The 21,167-nt window shown below is 65.0% G+C and carries 21 protein-coding genes; 15 read left to right on the top strand and 6 right to left on the bottom strand.

Translation table 11 applies throughout. From position 1 onward, the window contains the following. Positions 1-4: 4 nt before the first annotated feature. The gene (locus BB28_RS15590; RefSeq protein ID WP_046254153.1) at positions 5-1,420 is read left to right on the top strand and encodes a condensation domain-containing protein; all 1,416 of its coding nucleotides are present in this window, start codon (positions 5-7) and stop codon (positions 1,418-1,420) included. A 2-nt stretch (positions 1,421-1,422) separates the two neighbouring features. Beyond that, positions 1,423-2,109 carry a GAP family protein gene (locus tag BB28_RS15585; RefSeq protein WP_046254152.1) on the top strand — a complete coding sequence of 229 codons (687 nt, stop codon included), beginning with the start codon at positions 1,423-1,425 and terminating at the stop codon, positions 2,107-2,109. Here BB28_RS15585 and BB28_RS15580 read toward each other — a convergent pair. From BB28_RS15580 to BB28_RS15570, 3 genes are all read right to left on the bottom strand, one after another. Then, entirely contained in the window at positions 2,075-3,385 is a 1,311-nt protein-coding gene (locus BB28_RS15580; protein WP_046254151.1) for an HNH endonuclease signature motif containing protein, read from the bottom strand. The two genes, BB28_RS15585 and BB28_RS15580, sit on opposite strands and share 35 nt — an antisense overlap. A gap of 87 nt (positions 3,386-3,472) precedes the next feature. Further along, positions 3,473-4,249, bottom strand: coding sequence for an energy-coupling factor transporter transmembrane component T family protein (locus tag BB28_RS15575; RefSeq protein WP_046254150.1), 777 nt, complete (start codon positions 4,247-4,249; stop codon positions 3,473-3,475). Next, positions 4,246-6,213 (bottom strand): ABC transporter ATP-binding protein, encoded by a 1,968-nt coding sequence (locus BB28_RS15570; protein ID WP_046254149.1) that lies wholly within the window; start codon positions 6,211-6,213, stop codon positions 4,246-4,248. The genes BB28_RS15575 and BB28_RS15570 overlap by 4 nt, the downstream gene beginning before the upstream one ends. 76 nt (positions 6,214-6,289) lie before the next feature. Between BB28_RS15570 and cobA the strand changes: the two genes are divergently transcribed. Together cobA and BB28_RS15560 are read left to right on the top strand one after the other, a co-directional pair. Continuing rightward, entirely contained in the window at positions 6,290-7,489 is a 1,200-nt protein-coding gene (cobA, locus tag BB28_RS15565) for a uroporphyrinogen-III C-methyltransferase (protein ID WP_046254148.1), read from the top strand. A 37-nt stretch (positions 7,490-7,526) separates the two neighbouring features. Continuing rightward, positions 7,527-9,044: an MFS transporter gene (locus BB28_RS15560; protein WP_046254147.1), complete on the top strand. Its 1,518-nt coding sequence runs from the start codon at positions 7,527-7,529 to the stop codon at positions 9,042-9,044. On the opposite strand, the gene BB28_RS15555 is transcribed toward BB28_RS15560, so the two are convergent. Beyond that, positions 9,041-9,400 carry a hypothetical protein gene (locus BB28_RS15555; RefSeq protein ID WP_046254146.1) on the bottom strand — a complete coding sequence of 120 codons (360 nt, stop codon included), beginning with the start codon at positions 9,398-9,400 and terminating at the stop codon, positions 9,041-9,043. The two genes, BB28_RS15560 and BB28_RS15555, sit on opposite strands and share 4 nt — an antisense overlap. Before the next feature lie 117 nt (positions 9,401-9,517). Here BB28_RS15555 and BB28_RS15550 point away from each other — a divergent pair, with 117 nt between their 5' ends. Next, positions 9,518-11,260 (top strand): proline--tRNA ligase, encoded by a 1,743-nt coding sequence (locus BB28_RS15550; RefSeq protein ID WP_046254145.1) that lies wholly within the window; start codon positions 9,518-9,520, stop codon positions 11,258-11,260. 11 nt (positions 11,261-11,271) lie between these two features. Beyond that, on the top strand, positions 11,272-11,760 hold the full coding sequence (locus BB28_RS15545; RefSeq protein ID WP_046255883.1) for an SRPBCC family protein: 489 nt from the start codon (positions 11,272-11,274) through the stop codon (positions 11,758-11,760). Here BB28_RS15545 and BB28_RS15540 read toward each other — a convergent pair. Then, a complete protein-coding gene (locus tag BB28_RS15540) occupies positions 11,757-12,227 on the bottom strand; it encodes a ferritin-like domain-containing protein (RefSeq protein WP_046254144.1) in 471 nt (156 codons plus the stop codon). The two genes, BB28_RS15545 and BB28_RS15540, sit on opposite strands and share 4 nt — an antisense overlap. Beyond that, entirely contained in the window at positions 12,224-12,691 is a 468-nt protein-coding gene (locus BB28_RS15535; RefSeq protein ID WP_046254143.1) for a hypothetical protein, read from the bottom strand. The genes BB28_RS15540 and BB28_RS15535 overlap by 4 nt, the downstream gene beginning before the upstream one ends. Positions 12,692-12,831: 140 nt before the next feature. Between BB28_RS15535 and rimP the strand changes: the two genes are divergently transcribed. From rimP to BB28_RS15490, 9 genes are all read left to right on the top strand, one after another. Continuing rightward, the gene (gene rimP / locus BB28_RS15530) at positions 12,832-13,359 is read left to right on the top strand and encodes a ribosome maturation factor RimP (RefSeq protein WP_046254142.1); all 528 of its coding nucleotides are present in this window, start codon (positions 12,832-12,834) and stop codon (positions 13,357-13,359) included. After that, positions 13,356-14,351 (top strand): transcription termination factor NusA, encoded by a 996-nt coding sequence (gene nusA, locus BB28_RS15525; protein ID WP_030093948.1) that lies wholly within the window; start codon positions 13,356-13,358, stop codon positions 14,349-14,351. The genes rimP and nusA overlap by 4 nt, the downstream gene beginning before the upstream one ends. Positions 14,352-14,430: 79 nt before the next feature. Then, positions 14,431-14,844 carry an RrF2 family transcriptional regulator gene (locus BB28_RS15520; protein ID WP_046254141.1) on the top strand — a complete coding sequence of 138 codons (414 nt, stop codon included), beginning with the start codon at positions 14,431-14,433 and terminating at the stop codon, positions 14,842-14,844. Positions 14,845-14,848: 4 nt separating this feature from the next. After that, positions 14,849-16,039 carry a globin domain-containing protein gene (locus tag BB28_RS15515; RefSeq protein ID WP_046254140.1) on the top strand — a complete coding sequence of 397 codons (1,191 nt, stop codon included), beginning with the start codon at positions 14,849-14,851 and terminating at the stop codon, positions 16,037-16,039. Beyond that, the gene (locus tag BB28_RS15510) at positions 16,036-16,470 is read left to right on the top strand and encodes a hypothetical protein (RefSeq protein ID WP_046254139.1); all 435 of its coding nucleotides are present in this window, start codon (positions 16,036-16,038) and stop codon (positions 16,468-16,470) included. Before BB28_RS15515 ends, BB28_RS15510 begins: the two co-directional genes overlap by 4 nt. Before the next feature lie 73 nt (positions 16,471-16,543). Further along, positions 16,544-16,861, top strand: a complete 318-nt coding sequence (locus BB28_RS24640) for a YlxR family protein (protein ID WP_075874266.1) — start codon at positions 16,544-16,546, stop codon at positions 16,859-16,861. Positions 16,862-16,949: 88 nt separating this feature from the next. Next, complete coding sequence (infB, locus tag BB28_RS15500; protein ID WP_046254138.1) at positions 16,950-19,703, top strand: translation initiation factor IF-2; 2,754 nt, start codon at positions 16,950-16,952, stop codon at positions 19,701-19,703. Position 19,704: 1 nt separating this feature from the next. Beyond that, complete coding sequence (gene rbfA / locus BB28_RS15495; RefSeq protein ID WP_030093943.1) at positions 19,705-20,181, top strand: 30S ribosome-binding factor RbfA; 477 nt, start codon at positions 19,705-19,707, stop codon at positions 20,179-20,181. Next, complete coding sequence (locus BB28_RS15490) at positions 20,162-21,157, top strand: DHH family phosphoesterase (protein ID WP_046254137.1); 996 nt, start codon at positions 20,162-20,164, stop codon at positions 21,155-21,157. The genes rbfA and BB28_RS15490 overlap by 20 nt, the downstream gene beginning before the upstream one ends. Positions 21,158-21,167 lie beyond the last annotated feature (10 nt).

The following is a 21,167-nucleotide window of genomic DNA, read 5'->3' as shown; positions in this document are numbered from 1 at the left end:
TGAAATGCGTGGTGGACCAGTAACGGTGTCGTTGACCGACAAGTGGGAGCCGTCTGCGGGATCGGTGATCACGTGGCAGCCTTCGCCGGCGTCGTACGCGAAGGCCCTTGAAGCGCCGGTGAGTGAGATCCCCCCGAGCTTCATGCAGGTGCAGCATCTCCGCACATATCTGCGGCAGGCGGCCAAGGGTCTGGACTTCTCGCGAGTACTCGTCTTCACCTTGGATATGCCGGGGCGGTGCGACAAGAGGGCCATGGGTCATGTGATCAATGCCCACCTGAGGAGACACGACACGTATCGGAGCTGGTTCTCGCTCGACGATGAGCAGAACATCGTTCGGCGCACCATCGCCGACCCGGCCGACGTGGAGTTCGTCCAGGTCAAGTTGGGTGAGATGACCTCCGACGAGGTGCGGGAGATGGTGGTTTCGGAAACCCCGGATCCGTTCCGGTGGGACTGCTTCCGTTTCGGAATCGTCCAGAGTTCAGGACATTTCACCTTCTACTTCAGCGTGGACCATCTGCACCTGGATGCGACCTTCGCGCGGCTGCTGATCATGGAGATCCTCATGGGATACAAGGCCCTGGTTCAGGGCGGTGCCCCCATCGAGCTTCCGCCGGCAGGCAGCTACGGCGACTACTGCATCCGTCAGCATGAGTTCCTTTCCGGGTTGACCCACGATTCCGAACCTGTCCGCGAGTGGATTCAATTCGCCGAGAGCAGTGGCGGGAGCCTCCCGGATTTCCCACTGCCACTGGGCGATCACGGAGTGCCATGCGGCACCTCGATCATCACCGAGCAACTGCTCGATGAGCAGCAGGCGCTTACATTCGAGTCGATCTGTGTCGATTCGGGTGCGCGGTTCATCGGTGGGGTGATCGCAGCTCTCGGATTCGCTGAACGTGAATTGACCGGTACCGATACCTATTACGGAATCACCCCGAGCGACGCCCGCGATGAGGCGGACATGTTTACGACGGGCTGGTTCACCGGGCTTGTGCCCATATCTGCGCCCGTTGACGGGACCTTTACCGCCGCCGCGGTGGCGGCACAGGAATCCTTTGACCGCGGTAGGCAGCTGGTGAACGTTCCGTTCTATCGGGTCCTGGAACTGGCGCCGGAATTGAGCTGGCCCCGGCCGTACCACCCGATGATCAACTTCTTCGACGGTGGCGCTCCGCCACTTTCGCAGTTGTTCACCAACCCGCTGCTCGTCAGCAATCCCATCGGTCTCTACGCGGAGAGCAAGTCGGTGTATCAGCTGACGATCTTCATCTCGCGATTCCCGACGGAGACCACGCTGATGATCGCGTACCCGGACAACCCCATCGCACGGGAGTCGATCACCCGTTACGTAGACCTGGTGAAGTCCACATTCGCTCGGGTCTGCCAGCAGAATGACGTTGTGCCCGCGCGGTAGTCATGTGGACCATCGTTTTGTTGATGGCACTTGGAGTGAGCGTTGAGCCGACCCGGTTGGGATTAACCGTCCTGATGCTGAACAGGCCGAGGCCGCTGCTGCAGCTGTTCGTATTCCTGTGCGGCGCCTTCGTCATGGGGTTGAGCCTGGGGCTGACATTGCTGTTCGTGCTGCGGGTATCGCCGATGGGGCAGTCAGACGTGTCTGGGCCCTATATCCAAGTCGGGCTTGGTGTGCTCGCGTTGGTGGTGGCGGCAGCGCTGGCCATTACGGCTTCGGTTCAGCGCCCTCCCGCTGCGCCGCGTGCCCCGCGAACGGGATTCGCGGACAAGATTGCGAGGCGGGTACGCGGTTTCCTGCAAAACAACTCGCTGTGGGTGGCGGGGGTGAGCGGCCTGGGAATTGCCTTGCCCTCAGCGGACTTTCTTGCGGTGATCGCACTCATCCATGCCTCGGGCGCCACCCAGCCCGTCCAGTCCATGGCATTGCTTTTCTTCAACGCGGTGGCCTTCTCGATGGTGGGGCTGCCGCTACTGAGTTATGCCGCGATGCCCGGGCGGACATACGAGATGGTGACGGCCTTGCACACCTGGGTTCGGTCACGCCGACGGATCGATGTCGCGCTGATTGTCGCAGTCCTCGGTCTGATCATTCTCATTCTGGGGACGATCGGCATTCTGCGGGCGTGATGCCGCTGAGTTCCAGTTGTGGTGGGGGTATCCATTCAGTGGTGCCGTCGGGATGTTTTCGGGTGGTCCAGCCGTGGCTCAGGAGTCGGTGGTGTGGTGGGCAGGCGAGGGTGAGGTTGTCGATGTCGGTGTCTCCGCCGTCGGCCCATTCGGTGATGTGGTGGACTTCGCAGAGGTATCCGGGCACTGTGCAGTCGGGGTGGGTGCAGCCACGGTCGCGGGCATGCAGCACGAGGCGCTGATCTGACGAAGCGATCCGCTTCGTTCGGCCGAGATACAGGGGTCGGCCGTCGTCATCGAAAATGCTCAGGTAGTGGTGGGCATGCCTGGCCATGCGGATCAGATCGCGCATCGGCAACCGGGTGCCGGCGCCGGTGATCGCGATCCCGGCCCTCTCTTCCAATTCCGCCAGCGTGGTGGTGACCACGACGGTGACGGGTAGGCCGTGGTGGGACCCCAGTTCCCCCGAGGCCAAGGCGGCGCGCAGGCAGGTGCGGAAGGCGTCGTGGTTGCGTTGCGCATCGCTGCGAGTGTCATGGTCGACCGCGTCTGGCACGGGTTCACCATCGACCACAGGGCTTCGATCGCTCGGGTTGCACATGCCGGGGGCGGCGAGTTTGGCGAGCACCGCATCGAGGTAGGCGCGGGTTTCTGGATCCAGTAGTCCCGTGATTGGGGACATGCCATCAAAACCCTGCTGCCCAATCGTCACCCCGCGACGGCGGGCTCTATCCGCATCGGAGAACTCTCCATCTGGATTCAACAGGGCCATCATGCGTTCAGCACCCACGCGCAGTTGTTCGGGCCGAAACCGTGCCGCCATGTCGGCCAGTTGTTGTTCGGCGGCCTCGCGGGTCGGGCCGTCCACCACCACCGGCAACCGGTCAAAAAAGCTGCGGATGATCCGGACGTGTTCCTCACCGATATCGCCGCGCCCCAGGGCGCCAGCCACATTCGGCAACTGCGGTGCCAGCACCTCACCGGTGATTGCCCGGCGCGGGGCGAGCTGCTCGGCATCGGCGATGCGGCGCCGGGCCGCTCCCTTACTGATATGCAGCCGCCGCGACATGACGTCCGCGTGCGAGGTACCACCCAACTGCAACGGTGAGGCTTGGGTGATCACCTTCGGAATCAAGCCCCCACACCGGGCCGACAACCGGCGCTGCACCACTTCCAGGCGCGCCATGATCGTCAACGCCTCGACGGCGGTCAGCTCATCGATCGACTCAGCACAGAAGGCATCAACCGCCGCCTCCAACACCTCGATCGAACCCATGTTCGAATGATAGTGATCCCCACCGACAAGATCTCCCGGTTTGGGACACAAGAAACCATTGGGGCAAAAGGGATTCCGGGTCGGGTGTCAGCCTAGCGTCAGTGCCAGAACGACGACACTAATCAGCACGGCCGCAGCGACCACATCACGCCATCCCGGATAGATCGGGTGCGCCGAGATCCGTCCCGCGCCTCCTCGTGCGGTTATCGCGTCACCCATCTCGGTGGCGCGGCGCAGCGAGACGACCATCGCTGCGGTACACAGATCGACGACTTCCGCACGCCGCGAGGGCTTCTCCGGTTGCGGTGGTTGAAGCCTGCGCGCGGCCGCCAACAGTCGGAATTCCTCGGACAGCATCGGAAACATTCGGAACGCCAGGGAAATGGTGATTGCCCAATCGTCGACGGGCACCCGCAAGATGCGCAGGGGACGACACAAAAGTGCCACCGCGGGAGCGATATCGGCGACCTGTGTCGTCCACGAGATCACCGCGCCGAGCCCGATCAGAACCAGCCCCAACGACGTGACGCGCAGGAAATCCAGGAAGCCGCCCATGCCGATGGTGACCGGTCCGAACGTCAACTCGGGCGCGCCACCGTTCACGATCGTGAACAAGCTGCCCGCCACCACAAGCAGACCCACCCACCGCGGGACGGACGGGACACATCTGGGGGAGATGCCGGCAAGTCCCGCCGTCACGAGGATCAGCAGCGCGACAAGTCCGATCGCGGTCCATGACGGCATGACGGTCAGCAACACCGATATCGCCAGCACGGCTAGGAGTTTGGTGCCGGCCCACAGTGCATGGATGGGCGACGGCCCGGGAACGGGCCGCATCAGCATCAATGGACGTCGTTGGCTCATCCGGCGTTCACCAACTCACCCTGTTCCAGACGGATGGTGCGGGGACACAATGGAGCGAGGCTGTCGGTGTCGTGGGAGATCACGACGACGGCTTGACCACCGTTGCGGATGCGTACCAGCAGATCGATGAGATCGGCTTGGGCATCAACGTCCAGACCCGCCAGCGGCTCATCGAGAATCAGCAGGCGCGGCGAGCGGGCAAGCAGTCCGGCCAGGGCGACTCGCCGTAGCTGCCCGCCACTGAGCCGATCGATAAGCACCCCACCGATACTCGGGTCCAGGCTGACCGAGGCCAGCGCGCGATCAATACTCGCGGTATCGGCGACCGAGTACCCGGCGAGTGCGGCCACCGCGGCACCTGCATTCCCCCGGAGCAGCTGTAGTCGTGCGGCCTGGAAGCACAACGCGACCGCGCCAACCTGTTCGGCGGTGGGGCGGCCATCGAGAAGACATTGGCCCGCTGACGGTTCCAGGAGGCCCGCCATGATCCACGCCAGGGTGGACTTGCCGGAGCCGTTGCCGCCGCAGAGCAGTATCCCGTCGCCGGAACGAACCTGCAGTGAAACATCGCGCAGCACCGGTTGTGACCACGGCGTACCGGCCGCATAGTCGAACGAGACTCCTTGCACGTCGAGAATCGTTTCCCGACCGATAGATTCGGTAGGGGATGGGCGTTCTGCGCCTTCCTGACCTTCTCGTACCTCAATACCGCCCAGTGCCACCACACGATCGGCGGCGTCGGCCTCCTGCGGGTAGTGGGTGATGTGCACCAGTCCCAGACGGTGATGGGTGGTGAGTCCGTCGAGCACATTGATGAGCGTCTGCCGACCGTCGTGGTCGACCATGGTGGTCACCTCATCGGCGATGAGCAGCGCGGGTTCGCGCGCCAGCGCCGACGCGACCGCCAGCCGCTGCAGTTCTCCGCCGGACAGACCCGCGGTGTCCCGGTCGCTCATCGCACCCAGGCCCACCTCGTCGAGCAGACCGTCGATGTCGATATCGCGATCGTGCGGCAGCCCCCACACGATGTCGTCGGCCACACGCAATCCCAACACCTGGCTCTCCGGATGTTGCAGGACCAACGCGGTCCCGCCCACCTGGCCCAGGCCCACGCCGCCGGGACGCTCGATGGTGCCGGTGGTCGGAGGAACGCCCGCGAGAAGACGCATGAGGGTGGACTTGCCGGAGCCGTTGGCTCCGGTCACCGCGATGTGCTCGCCGACATCGACGCGCATGCTCACTCCGGACAGGGCATCCCGGTCGGCTCCGGCGTACCGATACCCCGCGCCAGTGAGAACGGTCGGCAGCGGATTGGGCGGGGTGCTCTCGTGTGCCGCGGGCAGCATTCCCACCGAGGACAGGTCGGTGACTTCTTCAAGTCTGCGCAGCACCGGGGTGAGTACCCGCCATCCGAACGATGTTCCGAAGATGACGATGAGCCACACCGAGACCCCGAAGAACCACGGCCAGTGCACGATCCAGCCCTGCACGGCGTGATCCAATCCCGTTGCGGCGCGGCCGAGCAGCGGCACGCCACTCAACAGCGTCGCGAACCCGCCGACGTTGGCGGACACCGCGCCCAGGACAACCTCGCGCAGATTCCTCAAGGCCGCGAACACCCCGACACAGAAGGAGGAGACCAATACACCCCACAGCGCGGCGACAGCCAACATTGTTGCCGCGCCGCGATTCCGGCGCCGCACCTGACCGGCGATCGCACCCATGTACGCACATGTGAGCGCCGAGACCAGCCCGCCGAATCCCGCGATCAGAAAGCTGATGAGGCCGGCGGCGACACATGCGGCCAACGCCACCCGGATGCGATGCCGGTAACACAGCACTCCCATCGGGACCGCTCCCAACCAGGCGAACACCACTGCGCCGGGCAGCACGATAGAGACCACAGCGATCGCCCCCATGAGGGCAGCAGTCATCGCGGCCTGGGCCAACTCCGCTGGTTGCATACGATTCGGTTGCACTGGGACCGATTAGAGCACGGCTAACCCAGCCGCGTGATTCACGTCCACGTAAACTCGCGCGGTGACTCATGACGCCTACCTCGTCGGCCTCCGCCTCACCGGACGCAAGGTCGTGGTCGTCGGCGCCGGATCCGTCGCGCAGCGGCGTCTCGGGCTGCTGATCGCCAGCGGTGCCGATGTCCACGTGATCGCGCCCAGCGCCACGCCGGCCGTTGAAGGCATGGCCTCGATCACCCTCAGTCTGCGGCCGTACCAGGACGGCGATCTCGAGGATGCTTGGTACGCCATCGCCTGCACCGATGACCCAGCCGTCAACGCCGCGGTGGTGTCGGAAGCCGAACGACGTCATATCTTCTGCGTCCGGGCCGATTCCGCCCGGGAGGGTACCGCGGTCACCCCCGCCTCCTTCAATCACGACGGCATCGCCGTCGGTGTCTTGACCGGTGGACAACACAAGCGATCGGCGGCGCTGCGATCGGCCATCCACGAGGCGCTGCAGCGTGGGCTCATCACCGAGACCGCGGACGTGAAGCCCGAAGGCGTCGCGCTTGTCGGCGGGGGACCGGGTGATCCTGATCTCATTACCGTTCGCGGACGCAGGCTCCTCGCGCAGGCCGATGTGGTCGTCGCCGACCGACTCGCGCCCGCCGAGCTTCTTGCCGATCTGGGGCCCCATGTCGAGGTCATTGATGCCGCCAAGATCCCCTATGGCCGCGCGATGGCCCAGCAGGAGATCAACCGGGTACTCATCGAACGGGCGCAGGAAGGCAAGTTTGTCGTCCGTCTCAAGGGCGGTGACCCATTCGTTTTCGCCCGCGGCTACGAGGAAGTCCTGGCCTGCGCCGAAGCGGGTGTGCCGGTGACCGTGGTACCCGGTGTGACCAGCGCGATCTCCGTTCCCGCGGCGGCCGGTGTGCCGGTCACGCATCGCGCGGTCAACCACGAGTTCGTGGTCGTCAGCGGACACGTCGCACCCGGACATCCGGAATCGTTAGTGAATTGGGACGCGCTTGCTGCCCTGAAGGGGACCATCGTGTTGCTGATGGCCGTCGAGCGCATCGAGCAGTTTGCGAAGGTCCTCATCGAGGGTGGCCGACCTGCGGATACCCCCGTGCTGGTGGTGCAACACGGCACCACTGACGAGCAACGCGTGCTGCGCGCGGACCTTGCTACTGCGCCCGAACGAATTCGCTCGCAGGGCATCAGGCCGCCCGCGATCATCGTGATCGGCCCCGTTGCTGCGTATGGCGCCTCTTCGTGACCTAAGGGCACGTTAAGAGGACGGTAAGGTGTCCTGCATGCCTGCCCTCAGCGTCGAGCAGCTCACTCAAAAGGCGCGAGAACTCCTGCCGTCCCGGCACTACTTGTATGCCGTCATCGCGATCGCCGGTATGCAGTTTCTGGCCACCATGGACGGCACCATAGCGGTGGTCACGCTGCCCAAGATTCAGGCTGAGCTGCACCTCAACGATGCCACCCGAAGCTGGGTCATCACCGCGTACATGTTGTCCTTTGGTGGACTGATGTTGCTCGGTGGACGCCTTGGCGACACCTTCGGCCGTAAGCGCGTCTTCATCGGCGGCATCGCATTGTTCACCCTTGCCTCCATCGGGGTGGGCCTCGCGCAAGAGGACATCGGTCTGGCCGTTTTCCGTCTCATCCAGGGAGTGGGCGCGGCGGTAGCCTCGCCGACAGCGCTGGCGTTGGTCGCGACCACCTTCCCCAAGGGGCCGCTGCGCACCGCGGCGGTCGCGGTGTTCGGTGCCATGACGGGGGTGGGCTCCATCGCCGGACTGATTGTCGGCGGTGCGTTGGCCGAGGTGTCCTGGCGACTGGCGTTCCTTATCAATGTGCCCGCCGGGGCACTGATGATCTACCTAGCCGTGCGATCACTGACCGAGACCGAACGTGAACCGATGAAGCTGGACGTCACGGGATCGGTGTTGGCGACCGTCGGCTGTACCGCTGCGGTGTTCGGCTTCACCCAGGGGCCCGACCGCGGATGGGACTCGCCCTACACGATCGTGTCGCTGGCCGTCGCCGCCGTGCTCCTGATCGCCTTCCTGCTCGTGGAACGCACCGCGGAAAACCCGGTGCTGCCGCTCAGCCTGTTCAAGGACCGCAACAGGGTTGCCACCTTCGCGGCGATCTTCCTGGCCGGCGGCGTGCTGTTCACGCTGACCATCACCATCGGCCTGTACATGCAGGATCTGATGAAATACAGCCCGCTGCGCACCGGAATCTCCGCCATTCCATTCGTTGTCGGCATGGGAATCGGCTTGGCTTTGTCGTCCCAACTTGTCACGCGAATGGCACCCCGGGTGCTGATCCTGTGCGGTGGAGTCGTGGTGTTCGCCGCGATGCTCTACGGCTCGACGATCGACCGGACCATCGCCTACTTCCCGAACTTCTCCATGGCCATCTTCGTTGGCGGGCTCGGCATCGGCACCATCGTGGTGCCGGTGATCCTTTCGGCCATCACCGGGGTGGATGCCGACCGCATCGGGCCGCTATCGGCGATCTCCCTCATGCTGCAAAACCTTGGCGGCCCAATCGTTCTGGTGATCATCCAGGCGATCATCACCTCGCGCACGCTCTACCTGGGCGGCGCCAAGGGGCCGGTGCAGAACATGAACCAGGCGCAGTTGCACGCCCTCGATCACGGTTACACCTACGGCCTGCTGTGGATCGCCGGGACCGCTGTGCTGGTCGGGGTGGCGGCGCTGTTCATCAGCTACACCGCAGCCGACGTCGCGCACGCACAGAAGGCACAGACCGCGCACGATCAGGGTCTGGACGAAGAACAGCCGGTCTAGCAGTCCTGCGGGGTGTAGTCCCCGGCGCGGAACAGCAGCCCGTTGGTGATGGGGATGCCGTCATTGACGGTGATGTGACACGACATGCGGAAGATGCTCGGAGGTCCGGCCGCGGTCACCCGAAGAACTGGCGGTGCTCCGTTGAGCTTGACCGTGCGTTCCCAGTAGTACCCGGCGAACGTATGTCCCGACTCTTCGCGGAGCTGATTGCCGTCTTGGTAGGAGACGGTGAAGTCGGCATTGCCGATTCCGATCGCCGACAACGAGTACTTGACCGTGGCCGGGGCGGCATCGGCCGGTGCCGCGACTCCCAAACCGAACATCGCCACCGCCGGAACGATCGCCCACGCACGCATGCGCTCGATGCTAGCCGGAGGCAGCGACAGCGCGCCGATATGCTGTGCAACCGTAACTGACGGTCTTCGCCCGAGAGGCTCAACGAAAAACATGGTCTTCGCCCGAGAGGCTCATCAATGATCACCCGGCTCTCCGAGCTATTCGTACGCACCCTGCGCGACGACCCGGCGGACGCCGAGGTTCCCAGCCACAAGCTGCTCATCCGCGCGGGCTATGTGCGCCCTATTGCCCCGGGTGTCTACAGCTGGCTGCCGCTCGGTCTTCGGGTGCTTCGCAAGATCGAGAACATCGTCCGCGAAGAGATGAACGCCATTGGCGGTCAGGAGATCCTGCTGCCCGCTCTGCTTCCGCGCGCACCCTACGAGACCACCAACCGGTGGACCGAGTACGGCGACTCGCTGTTCCGGCTCAAGGACCGCCGCGACAACGACATGATGCTCGGCCCCACTCACGAGGAGTTGTTCGCACTCACCGTGAAGGGGGAGTACAGCTCCTACAAGGATTTTCCGGTCATCCTCTACCAGGTTCAGACCAAGTACCGGGACGAGGCGCGTCCCCGCGCGGGCATCCTGCGCGGTCGCGAATTCGTGATGAAGGACTCGTACTCCTTTGATACCTCCGATGACGGCCTCAAGACGGCCTACCACGCACACCGCGAGGCGTACCAGCGGATCTTCGGCAGGCTGGGCCTGGACTACGTGATTGTCGCGGCCACTTCGGGAGCCATGGGTGGTAGCGCGTCCGAGGAGTTCCTGGCTGAAAGCCCCACCGGGGAAGACACTTTCGTGCGGTGCGTGGAATCCGGTTATGCCGCCAACGTCGAGGCCGTGATCACCCCGGCTCCGTCCGCGCGGTCTGTGGAGGGCCTTCCTGAGGCCGTCGTGTACGAGACGGGCGATACCCCGACCATCGCGACGCTGGTGGATTGGGCGAATTCGGCTGATCTCGGCGGGACCGTCACGGCGGCCGACACCCTCAAGAACATCCTGCTGAAGGTGCGTCAGCCCGGTGGCGAGTGGGAGCTGCTGGCCGTCGGAGTGCCCGGGGACCGCGAGGTCGATGACAAGCGGCTCGGTGCCGCGCTGGAGCCTGCCGAATACGAGCTGCTCGGTGATGCGGACTTCGCCAAGCACCCCTTCCTGGTGCGCGGCTACATCGGACCGAAGGGATTGATCGCCAACGGTGTTCGCTACCTCGTCGATCCGCGGGTCGTGGAGGGCACCAGCTGGATCACCGGCGCCGACGAGCCCGGAAAGCATGTGGTTAACCTCGTCGCGGGCCGTGACTTCACCCCTGACGGCACCATCGAGGCCGCCGAGGTTCGTGATGGCGATCCCTCACCCGATGGCGCAGGTCAGCTGGTGTCGGCACGCGGAATCGAGATCGGCCACATCTTCCAGTTGGGCCGCAAGTACACCGACGCGTTCACCGTGGACGTACTCGGGGAGAACGGCAAGCCCGTGCGGCTCACTCAGGGTTCTTACGGTATCGGCGTCTCGCGGCTGGTGGCCGTGGTCGCCGAGCAGCAGCACGACGAGCTTGGACTGCGATGGCCTGCCGCGGTATCGCCGTTCGATGTGCACGTGGTCATCGCGAACAAGGACGAGGCCGCGCGGGCCGGCGCCGAAGCGCTGGCCGCCGATCTGGATCGGCTGGGTCATCAGGTGCTGCTCGACGATCGGACGGCTTCACCGGGTGTGAAGTTCAAGGACGCCGAGCTGCTCGGCGTGCCCTGGATTGTGGTGATCGGCCGCGGTTGGGCCGACGGCACCATCGAGCTGCGCAACCGATTCACCGGAGAGGCGCAGTCCATTGCGGCGGCCGATGCAGTGACGTCCGTCACGGCGGCGATTCGGTAGGCGATATTGTAATAGTCATGCCGTCCTTCAAGCTCGCCCCGCTGGTCGAAAGTGATTTCAACACAAGCGATTTCGTGTACACGTTCTCCACGCCCCTGCCCAAGGATGCGGCAACGGTGTGGGCCGAACTCAATGGCGAAAGCCCGCTGCATTGGTGCAAGGCGATCAACAAGATCAGCTGGACTTCGCCGGCGCCGCATGGCGTGGGTTCCACCCGCACCGCCAGGCTCGCGCTCCCCGGTGCGGCAGTGCACGAGCGGTTCATCGTGTGGGAGGAGAGCCCCGAGCGGTATCGCAACGCGTTCACCGTCGAGACGGCGACTTTTCCGGGCACCAAGCGCTTCGGCGAGCTTTATGAGGTGGTGGGCACCGCGACGGGATCGTTGTTCACCTGGAGCTTCTTCATCGAGCCCTCGCTCGGGTTCACCCGCCACCTCAAGCCGGTGATCCGTCGTGGGTTGTCGGGACTGATCAGCGACACCCAGAAGCACTTCGCTTAGTTTTCGTTCCCTCCGGGGAACGCGACACTGGCAGGCGTGATGTCGGAGGCCACCCGCCACCGCGCCGTGCGAATCGCGCTTTCGGTGAGCATTCGCACCGCGAATCCGCGATCGTCACCGTTGTCGGCCTGCTCGGCGACTGCCCGCCAGCGCGCCGCGGTGTCCGCCTCGAGCTGCAGCGCCAGCTTCGTGGCATCGGCGGGGTTCGTCACCGGGAACGGGATCTTGTAACCGGCGGCGGCCACCGGTGCGGGCACGGAGCGGGCACGCAATTTGGCGATGCACTCCTCGCGGCACTGTCGGTGCTCGATCAGGCACTCGGTGACCAGCCAGTTGTTGTCGGGCACCGAGTGCGCGGACACCAGTCCGTACGCGTAGATGGCCGCGTGCTCGTTGGCCAGGGCATCAGCCAACGCGGTGTCGTCGGACGACGAGGCCGGCTGCGGGGTGGGCTCGGTTGTGGTCATGGCAGATCGACCTCGGCTGCCGAGGCGCATGCCGCGCTGATCGAGGCCAGCAGGCCTGCGCGGTATCCGCTGTATTTGGTGGCCAGGTCCATCGCCGATCGCGATGAGTCCTTGAGTTGGGACTTGACCTGATCGACCTGCGGAGGTGATACCGGTGCGGTGGTAGTGCTGGAAGTCGGTGCGTTCGTGGTCGCCCCCGGGACGCGCGCGAGCTCCTTGGTCAGCGCGACGCCGTGCGCGCGGCGGATTGTCGCCACAGCCATCAATGCGGCTGCCGCATCTGGATTGGCGGTGGCCGCCGCGGACGCCGATGCCGCATCGCGCTGCGCAAGGTCGATCTGCGTGAGCAGGTCGTCCACCTCGGGTTTGGTGTCGGGTGCCTGCTGGCACGCGGCGGCCACGACGGCGACGCCGAGTGCGGCCCCGCCGATCAACAGGTCGCGGCGCGACAGGCTTCTGGGCATTCGCCCATCCTGCCAGTGCGCGCGGTTGGCGCATGACAGCCCTCGCCGGGCGTAAGGTGGAGTGCTGGTCAGGACGAGAGTCCGACTAGTGTGTGCAAGCTGAACCGCCCGACAACTCAAGATGAGGAGCCACAATCGCCATGGGGCTGCCATCCGATGACCAGGTGATCGAGCTGCTGGGTCCCGAGTTCTCCCGGCCAGGCGTCGAGATCGAGAGCGTCGTCGTCAACGAAGCCACGGTTCCCGCCCGCATCACCGTGGTGGTCGACTCGGATTCTCCCGTGGACTTGGACGCGGTCGCCGCACTGAGCCGGACCGCATCGGGACTCTTGGACGAGGCGGACACCGGCTGGGAGGCATACGACCTGGAGATCACCACGCCCGGCGTCGACCGGCCGTTGACCACTCCCACGCATTTTCGACGCGCACATGGTCGGCTGGCGCAGATTCGCCTCACCGATGGTGAAGACCTACTCGGCCGCATCGGCATCGCGAACGATGACGGGATACAGGTGGTGCTGCGTAAGCCCGTCAAGGGCACCGGCTGGACCGTGCGTGATCTTGCGTTCTCCGATATCGAGAGCGCGGTGGTGCAGGTGGAGTTCACGACACCCAACCCGCAAGAACTCAATCTGGCTGGGGCAGCCGAAACTGGAGGTGGCGCATGAATATCGATCCCGCGGCGGTAAACCTGATGGCTGCCGATAAGGGCATCACGGTTGACGAGGCGATTGACATCATCAAGTCGGCGCTCCTGACGGCCTACCGGCATACCGACGGCCACGAACCCAATGCGCGTATCGAACTCGATCGCAAGACGGGTGTCGTCCGCGTGCTGGCTCGCGAGACCGACGAGGACGGCAATCTCATCACCGAGTGGGATGCCACGCCAGAAGGATTCGGCCGCATCGCGGCCACCACCGCGCGGCAGGTGTTCCAGCAGGGTGTGCGCGATGCGGAGAACGAGCACAAGTTCGGCGAGTTCTCCACGCGTGAGGGCGAGATTGTCGGCGGTGTGATCCAGCGCGACGCCCGGGCCAACGCGCGTGGTCTTGTCGTGGTTCGCATGGGCAGTGAGACGAAGGGCTCCGAAGGTGTGATCCCGGCGGCCGAACAAGTACCGGGCGAGGAGTATCGCCACGGAGATCGGTTGCGCTGCTACGTCGTCGGAGTGTCTCGCGGTGCGCGTGAGCCGTTGATCACCTTGTCCAGGACGCACCCGAATCTGGTACGTAAGCTGTTCTCGCTCGAGGTCCCGGAGATCAGCGACGGTTCCGTGGAGATTGTCGCGGTGGCCCGCGAGGCGGGGCACCGGTCCAAGATCGCGGTGGCTTCGAAGGTGTCCGGACTCAACGCCAAGGGGGCCTGCATCGGCCCCATGGGCCAGCGCGTGCGCAATGTGATGAGCGAGCTTGCCGGCGAGAAGATCGACATCATCGATTACGACCCGGATCCCGCGCGGTTTGTCGCGAATGCGCTCTCGCCCGCCAAGGTGGTGTCGGTATCGGTCATCGATGAGGCGGGTAAGGCTGCGCGCGTGATCGTCCCCGACTTCCAGCTTTCTCTGGCCATCGGCAAAGAAGGGCAGAACGCAAGGCTTGCCGCGCGTCTGACCGGATGGCGCATCGACATCAGAAGTGATGCAGACGCCGAAAACTAGCGGCAGTAGTACTCAGTAGCCCGTAGGTACTGACCAAAGTCCCTATCGGCACATAACTTGCATCTCATATACAAGTTATGTGCAACTAACGCGATTCACCGACCTGGGTCTGCGCATCGTCATGCGGCTGGCCAATGCAGGGCCGGGCGTTCAGCTGCACACCGATGATCTTGCCGCCCAACTCTGTGTGTCCTATACGCACGCCACGAAAGTTGTTGCCCGACTTTCGGAAATGGGTGCGATCGAGTCCACGCGCGGACGCCACGGGGGAGTGTGCATCACGCAGGGCGGGCTCGACCGTCGGGTCGGATCATTGGCCCGGAAGTTGGAGCGCGACGGCGAGGTCATCGACTGCGAGGGAGGGGTGCCCTGCCCCCTTCGGCACAACTGTCGCCTGCGCGACGCGCTTCGCTCGGCGCAAGAGGCATTCTTCGCCGAGCTCGATCAGTGGACTGTGGCCGAAATCGCCCGTCCAACAATGGAAAGGAAGTAGTCACGTGCTATCAGCAGAGTCGCTGGCAGTCATCCGTCAAACTCTCCCCGCGGTTGCCGGGGCCATTGACGAGATCACACCGTTGTTCTACTCCAAGATGTTCGCGGCGCACCCCGAACTGCTTCGTGATCTGTTCAACCGTGGCAACCAGGCGGCGGGGGAGCAGCCGAAGGCGCTGGCTGCGTCGATCGCGTCATTCGCCGGGATGGTGTTGGAAGGCAATGGTGCCCAATACGATTCGGTGCTGGACAGGATCGCGCACAAGCATGCCTCGCTGGGAATTGTCGCCGAGCAGTATCCGATCGTCTACGAGCACCTGTTCGCCGCGATCGCCGAAGTGTTGGGGGACGCGGTGACCGAAGAGGTCGCGGCGGCCTGGAGCGAGTTCTACTGGCTCATGGCCAATGAGTTGATTGCGCGCGAGAAGGCCCTGTACGGCGCTGCGGGGGTTGCGCCGGGCGATGTGTGGCGGCAGGTTGTGGTGGTACGCCGCCAGCTTGAATCGGCGGATGTGGCCGGGTTCGAGTTACGCGCGGTGTTCGGAGAACTGCCGAGCTTCCTTCCAGGGCAGTACATATCGGTGCAAGTTACCTTGCCGGACGGGGCCAGGCAGATTCGTCAATACAGTTTGTCCCGGGGCGCTCATGAGGGTGGCTGGCGTATTGCCGTCAAACGAATCAGCGCTGGCGGCACCCCTGCGGGTGAGGTGTCGAACTTCATCTACGACAACATCTTCGAGGGGCAACAGCTGCGGGTCTCGGTGCCCATGGGCGAGTTCACTCTCGACGATTCGGCGGATCCGCTGGTCCTGGTTTCCGCCGGTATCGGCTGCACGCCGATCATGGGGATGCTGCAAGAGCTCGTGGCCACCCAATCGCCGCGAGAGGTTGTGGTCCTGCACGCCGATCAGTCGGCGGCCGCCCACGCCTACCGGCACGAGTTGGCGGATCTGGTGGGCCGACTGCCCGCCGGCCAACTGCACACGTGGTACGAACGGGCACATGTGGAGCACCCCGAGCACGGTGTCGGCCGTATGAGCCTGCATCGACTGCCACTGAACCGACTGTCCACGGTGTTCGTCTGCGGCCCGCGGCCGTTCATGTCGGCCATCAATGACGATCTGGTGTCTCTGGGGATTCCGCAGGAGCAGATCAATCACGAGCTGTTTGGGCCCTTGGCGTCGGCTATGTCATGACACGCATCGACGTCGTGGTGGCAGCACTGGCCGCATTCTGGTTGGGCTTGGTGGTGGCGATCTCGTTCATCGAGGCGCCACTGAAATTCAGGGCGCCGGGCGTCACCGTTCAGATAGGGCTTGGGATAGGCCGTCTGGTGTTCGGTGCGCTGAACGCGGTGGAGGGTGTGGTGGCCTCGGCCCTGGTGTTACTGGTGGTGGCCGGTGATCTCTCTGCGGCCACCATCGCCGCGGTTCTTGCCACATGTGCCTGTCTGGCGGTTCAGCTGGTGGTTGTGCGGCCGGCCATGATGAGACGAACCAATGCGATTCGCGACGGAGTCGAGTACGCCGGGCGCAGCCGCCTGCACCTGGCGTATGTCGCGGTCGAGTGCATCAAGACACTTGCGTTGATCGGTGTCGTGGTGCTCGTCGTGGCGGGGGCTCGGTGACCGGAATACAGCCGTGTCATTCGAGGCTGTGGCCCGATTCATAAATAAGGTGTCGCGGACGGTAGACTAAGCCGTGATCCAGCGCGAGACTTCGGCGTTCGCACATGCCCCGACCGGTAAACCGGTACGGACATGCGTCGGCTGTCGGGGACGAGAGTTGGCTGCAGATCTGCTTCGTGTGGTTGCTGCGGATGATCGGCATGTTGTTGTCGATACCCGCCGCAGGCTGCCCGGCCGAGGTGCGTGGTTGCACAGGTCGGCGCAGTGTTATCACCTGGCGGTGAAACGGCGTGCTTTCGCTCGAGCGCTGCGGATCGGCGGAACCCCGGATACCTCCGTGGTCTTCGAACATGTTGAGCAATACCAAGAGATTGGCAACGACAAACAATGAGCACACCGTGAAGCGTCGATGATGATCGTCCATCACAGCTAACACGAGGCACGGCGCCTGAAGCCGCTGCCTCGCAGACAGGAGAGCAGTGGCAGGCAAGGCCCGGGTACACGAGTTAGCTAAAGAACTCGGTGTGACCAGTAAAGAAGTTCTCGCCCGACTGAGCGATCAGGGCGAATTTGTGAAGTCCGCGTCCTCGACGGTGGAAGCCCCCGTCGCGCGGCGACTTCGTGAGGCATTCGGCGGCGGCGATAAGCCCGCCGCGTCCAATGGTGCGCCTGCCGAGGCGGCGGCACCGAAGAAGGCCGGTCCCAAGCCCGGAGCCCCCAAGCCGGCCCCGAAGAAGGTCGCTGAGCCGGTTGTCGAGGCGCCCCCAGCGCCGGAGCCTCCGGCCGCACCGGTGCCCGCACCCGCACCCGCTGCGCCCGCGGCTCCCAAGCCGAGCGCCGCGCCGGCACCCGCTGCGGAAGCAGCCGCTCCCGCACCTGCCGCGCCGGCACCCCGGCCGGGCGCCACGCCCGGCCCCAAGCCCGGTGCTCCTCGAGTACCGCGCGTCGGCAACAACCCGTTCTCTTCGGCACAACCGGTCGAACGTCCGGCTGTGCCGCGGCCGCAAGCGCCGCGTCCCGGAGCTCCTCGCCCCGGGGGAGCTTCCCCGAGCAACATGCCACCGCGACCGTCGCCCGGATCCATGGGTCCGCGTCCGCCGCGTCCCGGCGGTGGTCCCCGTCCCGGTGGCGGACGTCCCGGTGGTCCCGGTGGCGGACGTCCGGGCGGTCCCGGTGGTGGCGGCGGCGGTAACTACCGCGGCGGCGGTGCCGGTGGCGGCGCTCCCGCTGGTGGTCCTCCCGGCGCCGGTGCCGGCGGTTTCCGCGGTCGCCCCGGTGGTGGCGGCGGAGGTGGCCGTCCTGGTCAGCGCGGTGGCGCGGCTGGTGCGTTCGGCCGTCCCGGCGGTGCCCCGAAGCGCGGTCGCAAGTCGAAGCGGGCAAAACGCGCCGAGTACGAGAACATGCAGGCGCCGGTCGTCGGTGGTGTGCGGTTGCCCCATGGCAACGGCGAGGTCATCCGGCTCGCTCGCGGTGCTTCGCTGAGCGACTTCGCGGAGAAGATCGATGCCAACCCGGCCTCGCTGGTGCAGGCGCTGTTCAACCTCGGCGAGATGGTGACCGCCACCCAATCTGTGGGTGACGAGACCCTCGAGCTGCTGGGCAGCGAGATGAACTACAACGTTCAGGTCGTCAGCCCCGAGGACGAGGACCGTGAACTGCTGCAGTCCTTCGACCTCACCTACGGCGAGGACGAGGGCGGCGAAGAGGACCTCGAGGTCCGCCCGCCGGTCGTCACCGTCATGGGTCACGTCGACCACGGCAAGACCCGCCTGCTCGACACCATCCGGCAGGCCAACGTCCGTGAGGGCGAGGCCGGTGGCATCACCCAGCACATCGGTGCCTACCAGGTCCTCACCCAGCTGGACGGCAACGAGCGACTAGTTACCTTCATCGACACCCCGGGTCACGAGGCGTTCACCGCCATGCGTGCCCGTGGCGCCAAGGCCACCGATATCGCGATCCTGGTGGTCGCTGCCGATGACGGCGTCATGCCGCAGACGGTGGAAGCCATCAACCACGCCCAGGCGGCCGACGTGCCGATCGTGGTCGCGGTCAACAAGATCGACAAGGAAGGTGCCGACCCGGCCAAGATCCGGGCGCAGCTCACCGAGTACAACCTGGTGGCCGAGGACTTCGGTGGCGACACCATGTTCGTGGACATCTCCGCCAAGCAGGGCACCAACATCGATGCGCTGCTGGAGGCGGTCCTGCTGACCGCCGACGCGGCGCTGGACCTGCGGGCCAACCCCGATATGGAGGCCCAGGGTGTGGCTATCGAGGCGCACCTGGACCGCGGTCGCGGTCCGGTGGCCACGGTGCTCATCCAGCGCGGCACCCTGCGGGTCGGCGACTCGATCGTCGCCGGAGACGCATACGGTCGTGTGCGCCGCATGGTGGACGAGCATGGCGAAGACGTCGAAGAGGCACTGCCGTCACGTCCGGTTCAGGTCATCGGCTTCACCTCGGTGCCCGGTGCCGGCGACAACCTGCTTGTCGTCGACGAAGATCGCATCGCCCGGCAGATCGCCGACCGTCGCAGTGCGCGCAAGCGCAACGCGTTGGCTGCTCGTAGCCGCAAGCGGATCAGCCTGGACGACCTGGATGCCGCGCTGAAGGAAACCAGCCAGCTGAACCTGATCCTGAAGGGCGACAACGCAGGTACGGTCGAAGCCCTGGAAGAGGCGCTACTCGGTATCGCGATCGACGACGAGGTGCAGCTGCGGGTCATCGACCGTGGTGTCGGTGGTGTCACCGAAACCAACGTCAACCTGGCCTCGGCCTCCGATGCCATCATCATCGGCTTCAATGTGCGGGCCGAGGGCAAGGCGACAGAGCTGGCCAACCGCGAGGGTGTCGACATTCGGTACTACTCGGTGATCTACCAGGCCATCGACGAGATCGAGAGCGCGCTCAAGGGCATGCTCAAGCCGGTCTACGAAGAGGTCGAGCTGGGTCGCGCCGAGATTCGTGCGATGTTCCGGTCTTCCAAGGTCGGCAACATCGCCGGTTGCCTGGTCACCTCGGGCATTATTCGTCGCAATGCCAAGGCACGACTGTTGCGCGACAACATCGTGGTTGCCGAGACGGTCACCATCTCTTCGCTGCGGCGCGAGAAGGATGACGTTGTCGAGGTCCGCGACGGTTACGAGTGCGGTCTGACGCTGACCTATAACGACATCAAGGAAGGCGACGTCATCGAGGCGTACGAACTCCGCGAGAAGGAACGGGTCTAACGTGGCCGATCCGGCTCGCGCGCGGCGACTGGCCAAGAGGATCGGAGCCATCGTCGCCTCGGCGATCGAGTACGAAATCAAGGACCCGAGGCTGACGATGGTCACGGTCACCGATACCCGGGTGACCAACGATCTTCACGATGCGACCGTGTACTACACCGTGATGGGGCAGACTCTGTCCGACGAGCCGGATCTCGCCGGCGCGGCGGCTGCGCTAGAAAAGGCAAAGGGTGTGCTTCGAACCAAGGTGGGTGCCGGGACCGGAGTGAGGTTCACGCCCACCCTGACCTTCGTGCTCGACACGATGGCCGATTCCGCCCGTCACATGGAGGAACTGCTGGACCGGACGCGCGCGGCCGATGCCGCGCTCGCCGAGGTCCGCCAGGGAGCCGTCCATGCCGGTGACGCCGATCCCTATAAGGCGTCTCCCGACGAGGAATCTGCACCCGACGAGGACGATGAGCGCCGTCCCGATTGAGACGGGTGCCGTGGGGGCACGCGTAGACGTAGAGGGTGCGGTGGAGCTCCTGGCCAAGGCCAGGAGAGTGGTGATCATCTGCCACGTGCATCCCGACGCCGATACCGTGGGCAGCGGGTTGGCTCTTGGTCAGGTGCTGGTGGCCAAGGGTGTCGATGTTCAGGTGAGTTTCGGGGCGCCGGCAACACCTCCGGAGTCGGTGGGAACGCTGCCGGGTGCGGAGCTACTGGTCCCACCGCACGAGCTGCGTCGCGACCCCGATCTGGTGGTCACGGTCGACAGCCCGAGCGTGCGGCGGCTAGGTCAACTCAGCGAGCTGGTCGAGGGTCCCGCCCCGGTGTTGGTCATCGATCACCACGTGTCCAATGAGCTCTTCGGTACGGCGAATTACGTTGACATCGAGGCTGATTCGACCACGATGATGGTGGCGCGGCTGCTCGATGCGTGGCGGGTGGACATCACCCCCGAGATGGCCCATTGTCTGTACGCCGGTCTGGTCACCGACAGTGGATCCTTCCGTTGGGCTACCGCGCAGGGGCACCGGTTGGCCGCGCGGCTGTTGGACTTGGGTGCTGACGGTGTGAACATCACCCGTACGTTCATGGACTCACATCCGTTTGTGTGGTTGCCGATCTTGTCGCGTGTATTGGGCACCGCGGAGCTGATTCCCGATGCCGTCGGGGGCGCGGGATTGGTGTATGCCGTTGTTACCCACGATGTCTGGTCTTGCGCGCGCACCGAGGAAGTCGAGTCGATCGTCGATATCGTCCGCACCACCACCGAGGCCGAGGTTGCGGTGGTGTTCAAGGAGATCGAGCCGGACCATTGGTCGATATCGATGCGGGCTCGCTCTGCGGTGGACCTGTCCGCGGTAGCGGGCACCTTCGGTGGCGGTGGACATCGGCTGGCCGCCGGGTTCTCGGCGACCGGCCCGGTCGACGAGGTGGTGGCGGCGCTGGTTCGCGCCCTTGACTGACGCCACCGGC

This window comes from Mycobacteroides chelonae CCUG 47445 (genome assembly GCF_001632805.1).
Taxonomy (GTDB): Bacteria; Actinomycetota; Actinomycetes; order Mycobacteriales; family Mycobacteriaceae; genus Mycobacterium; species Mycobacterium chelonae.
The sequence above is the reverse complement of the archived record's forward strand: the minus strand, read 5'-3'. Positions and strand labels throughout refer to the sequence as shown.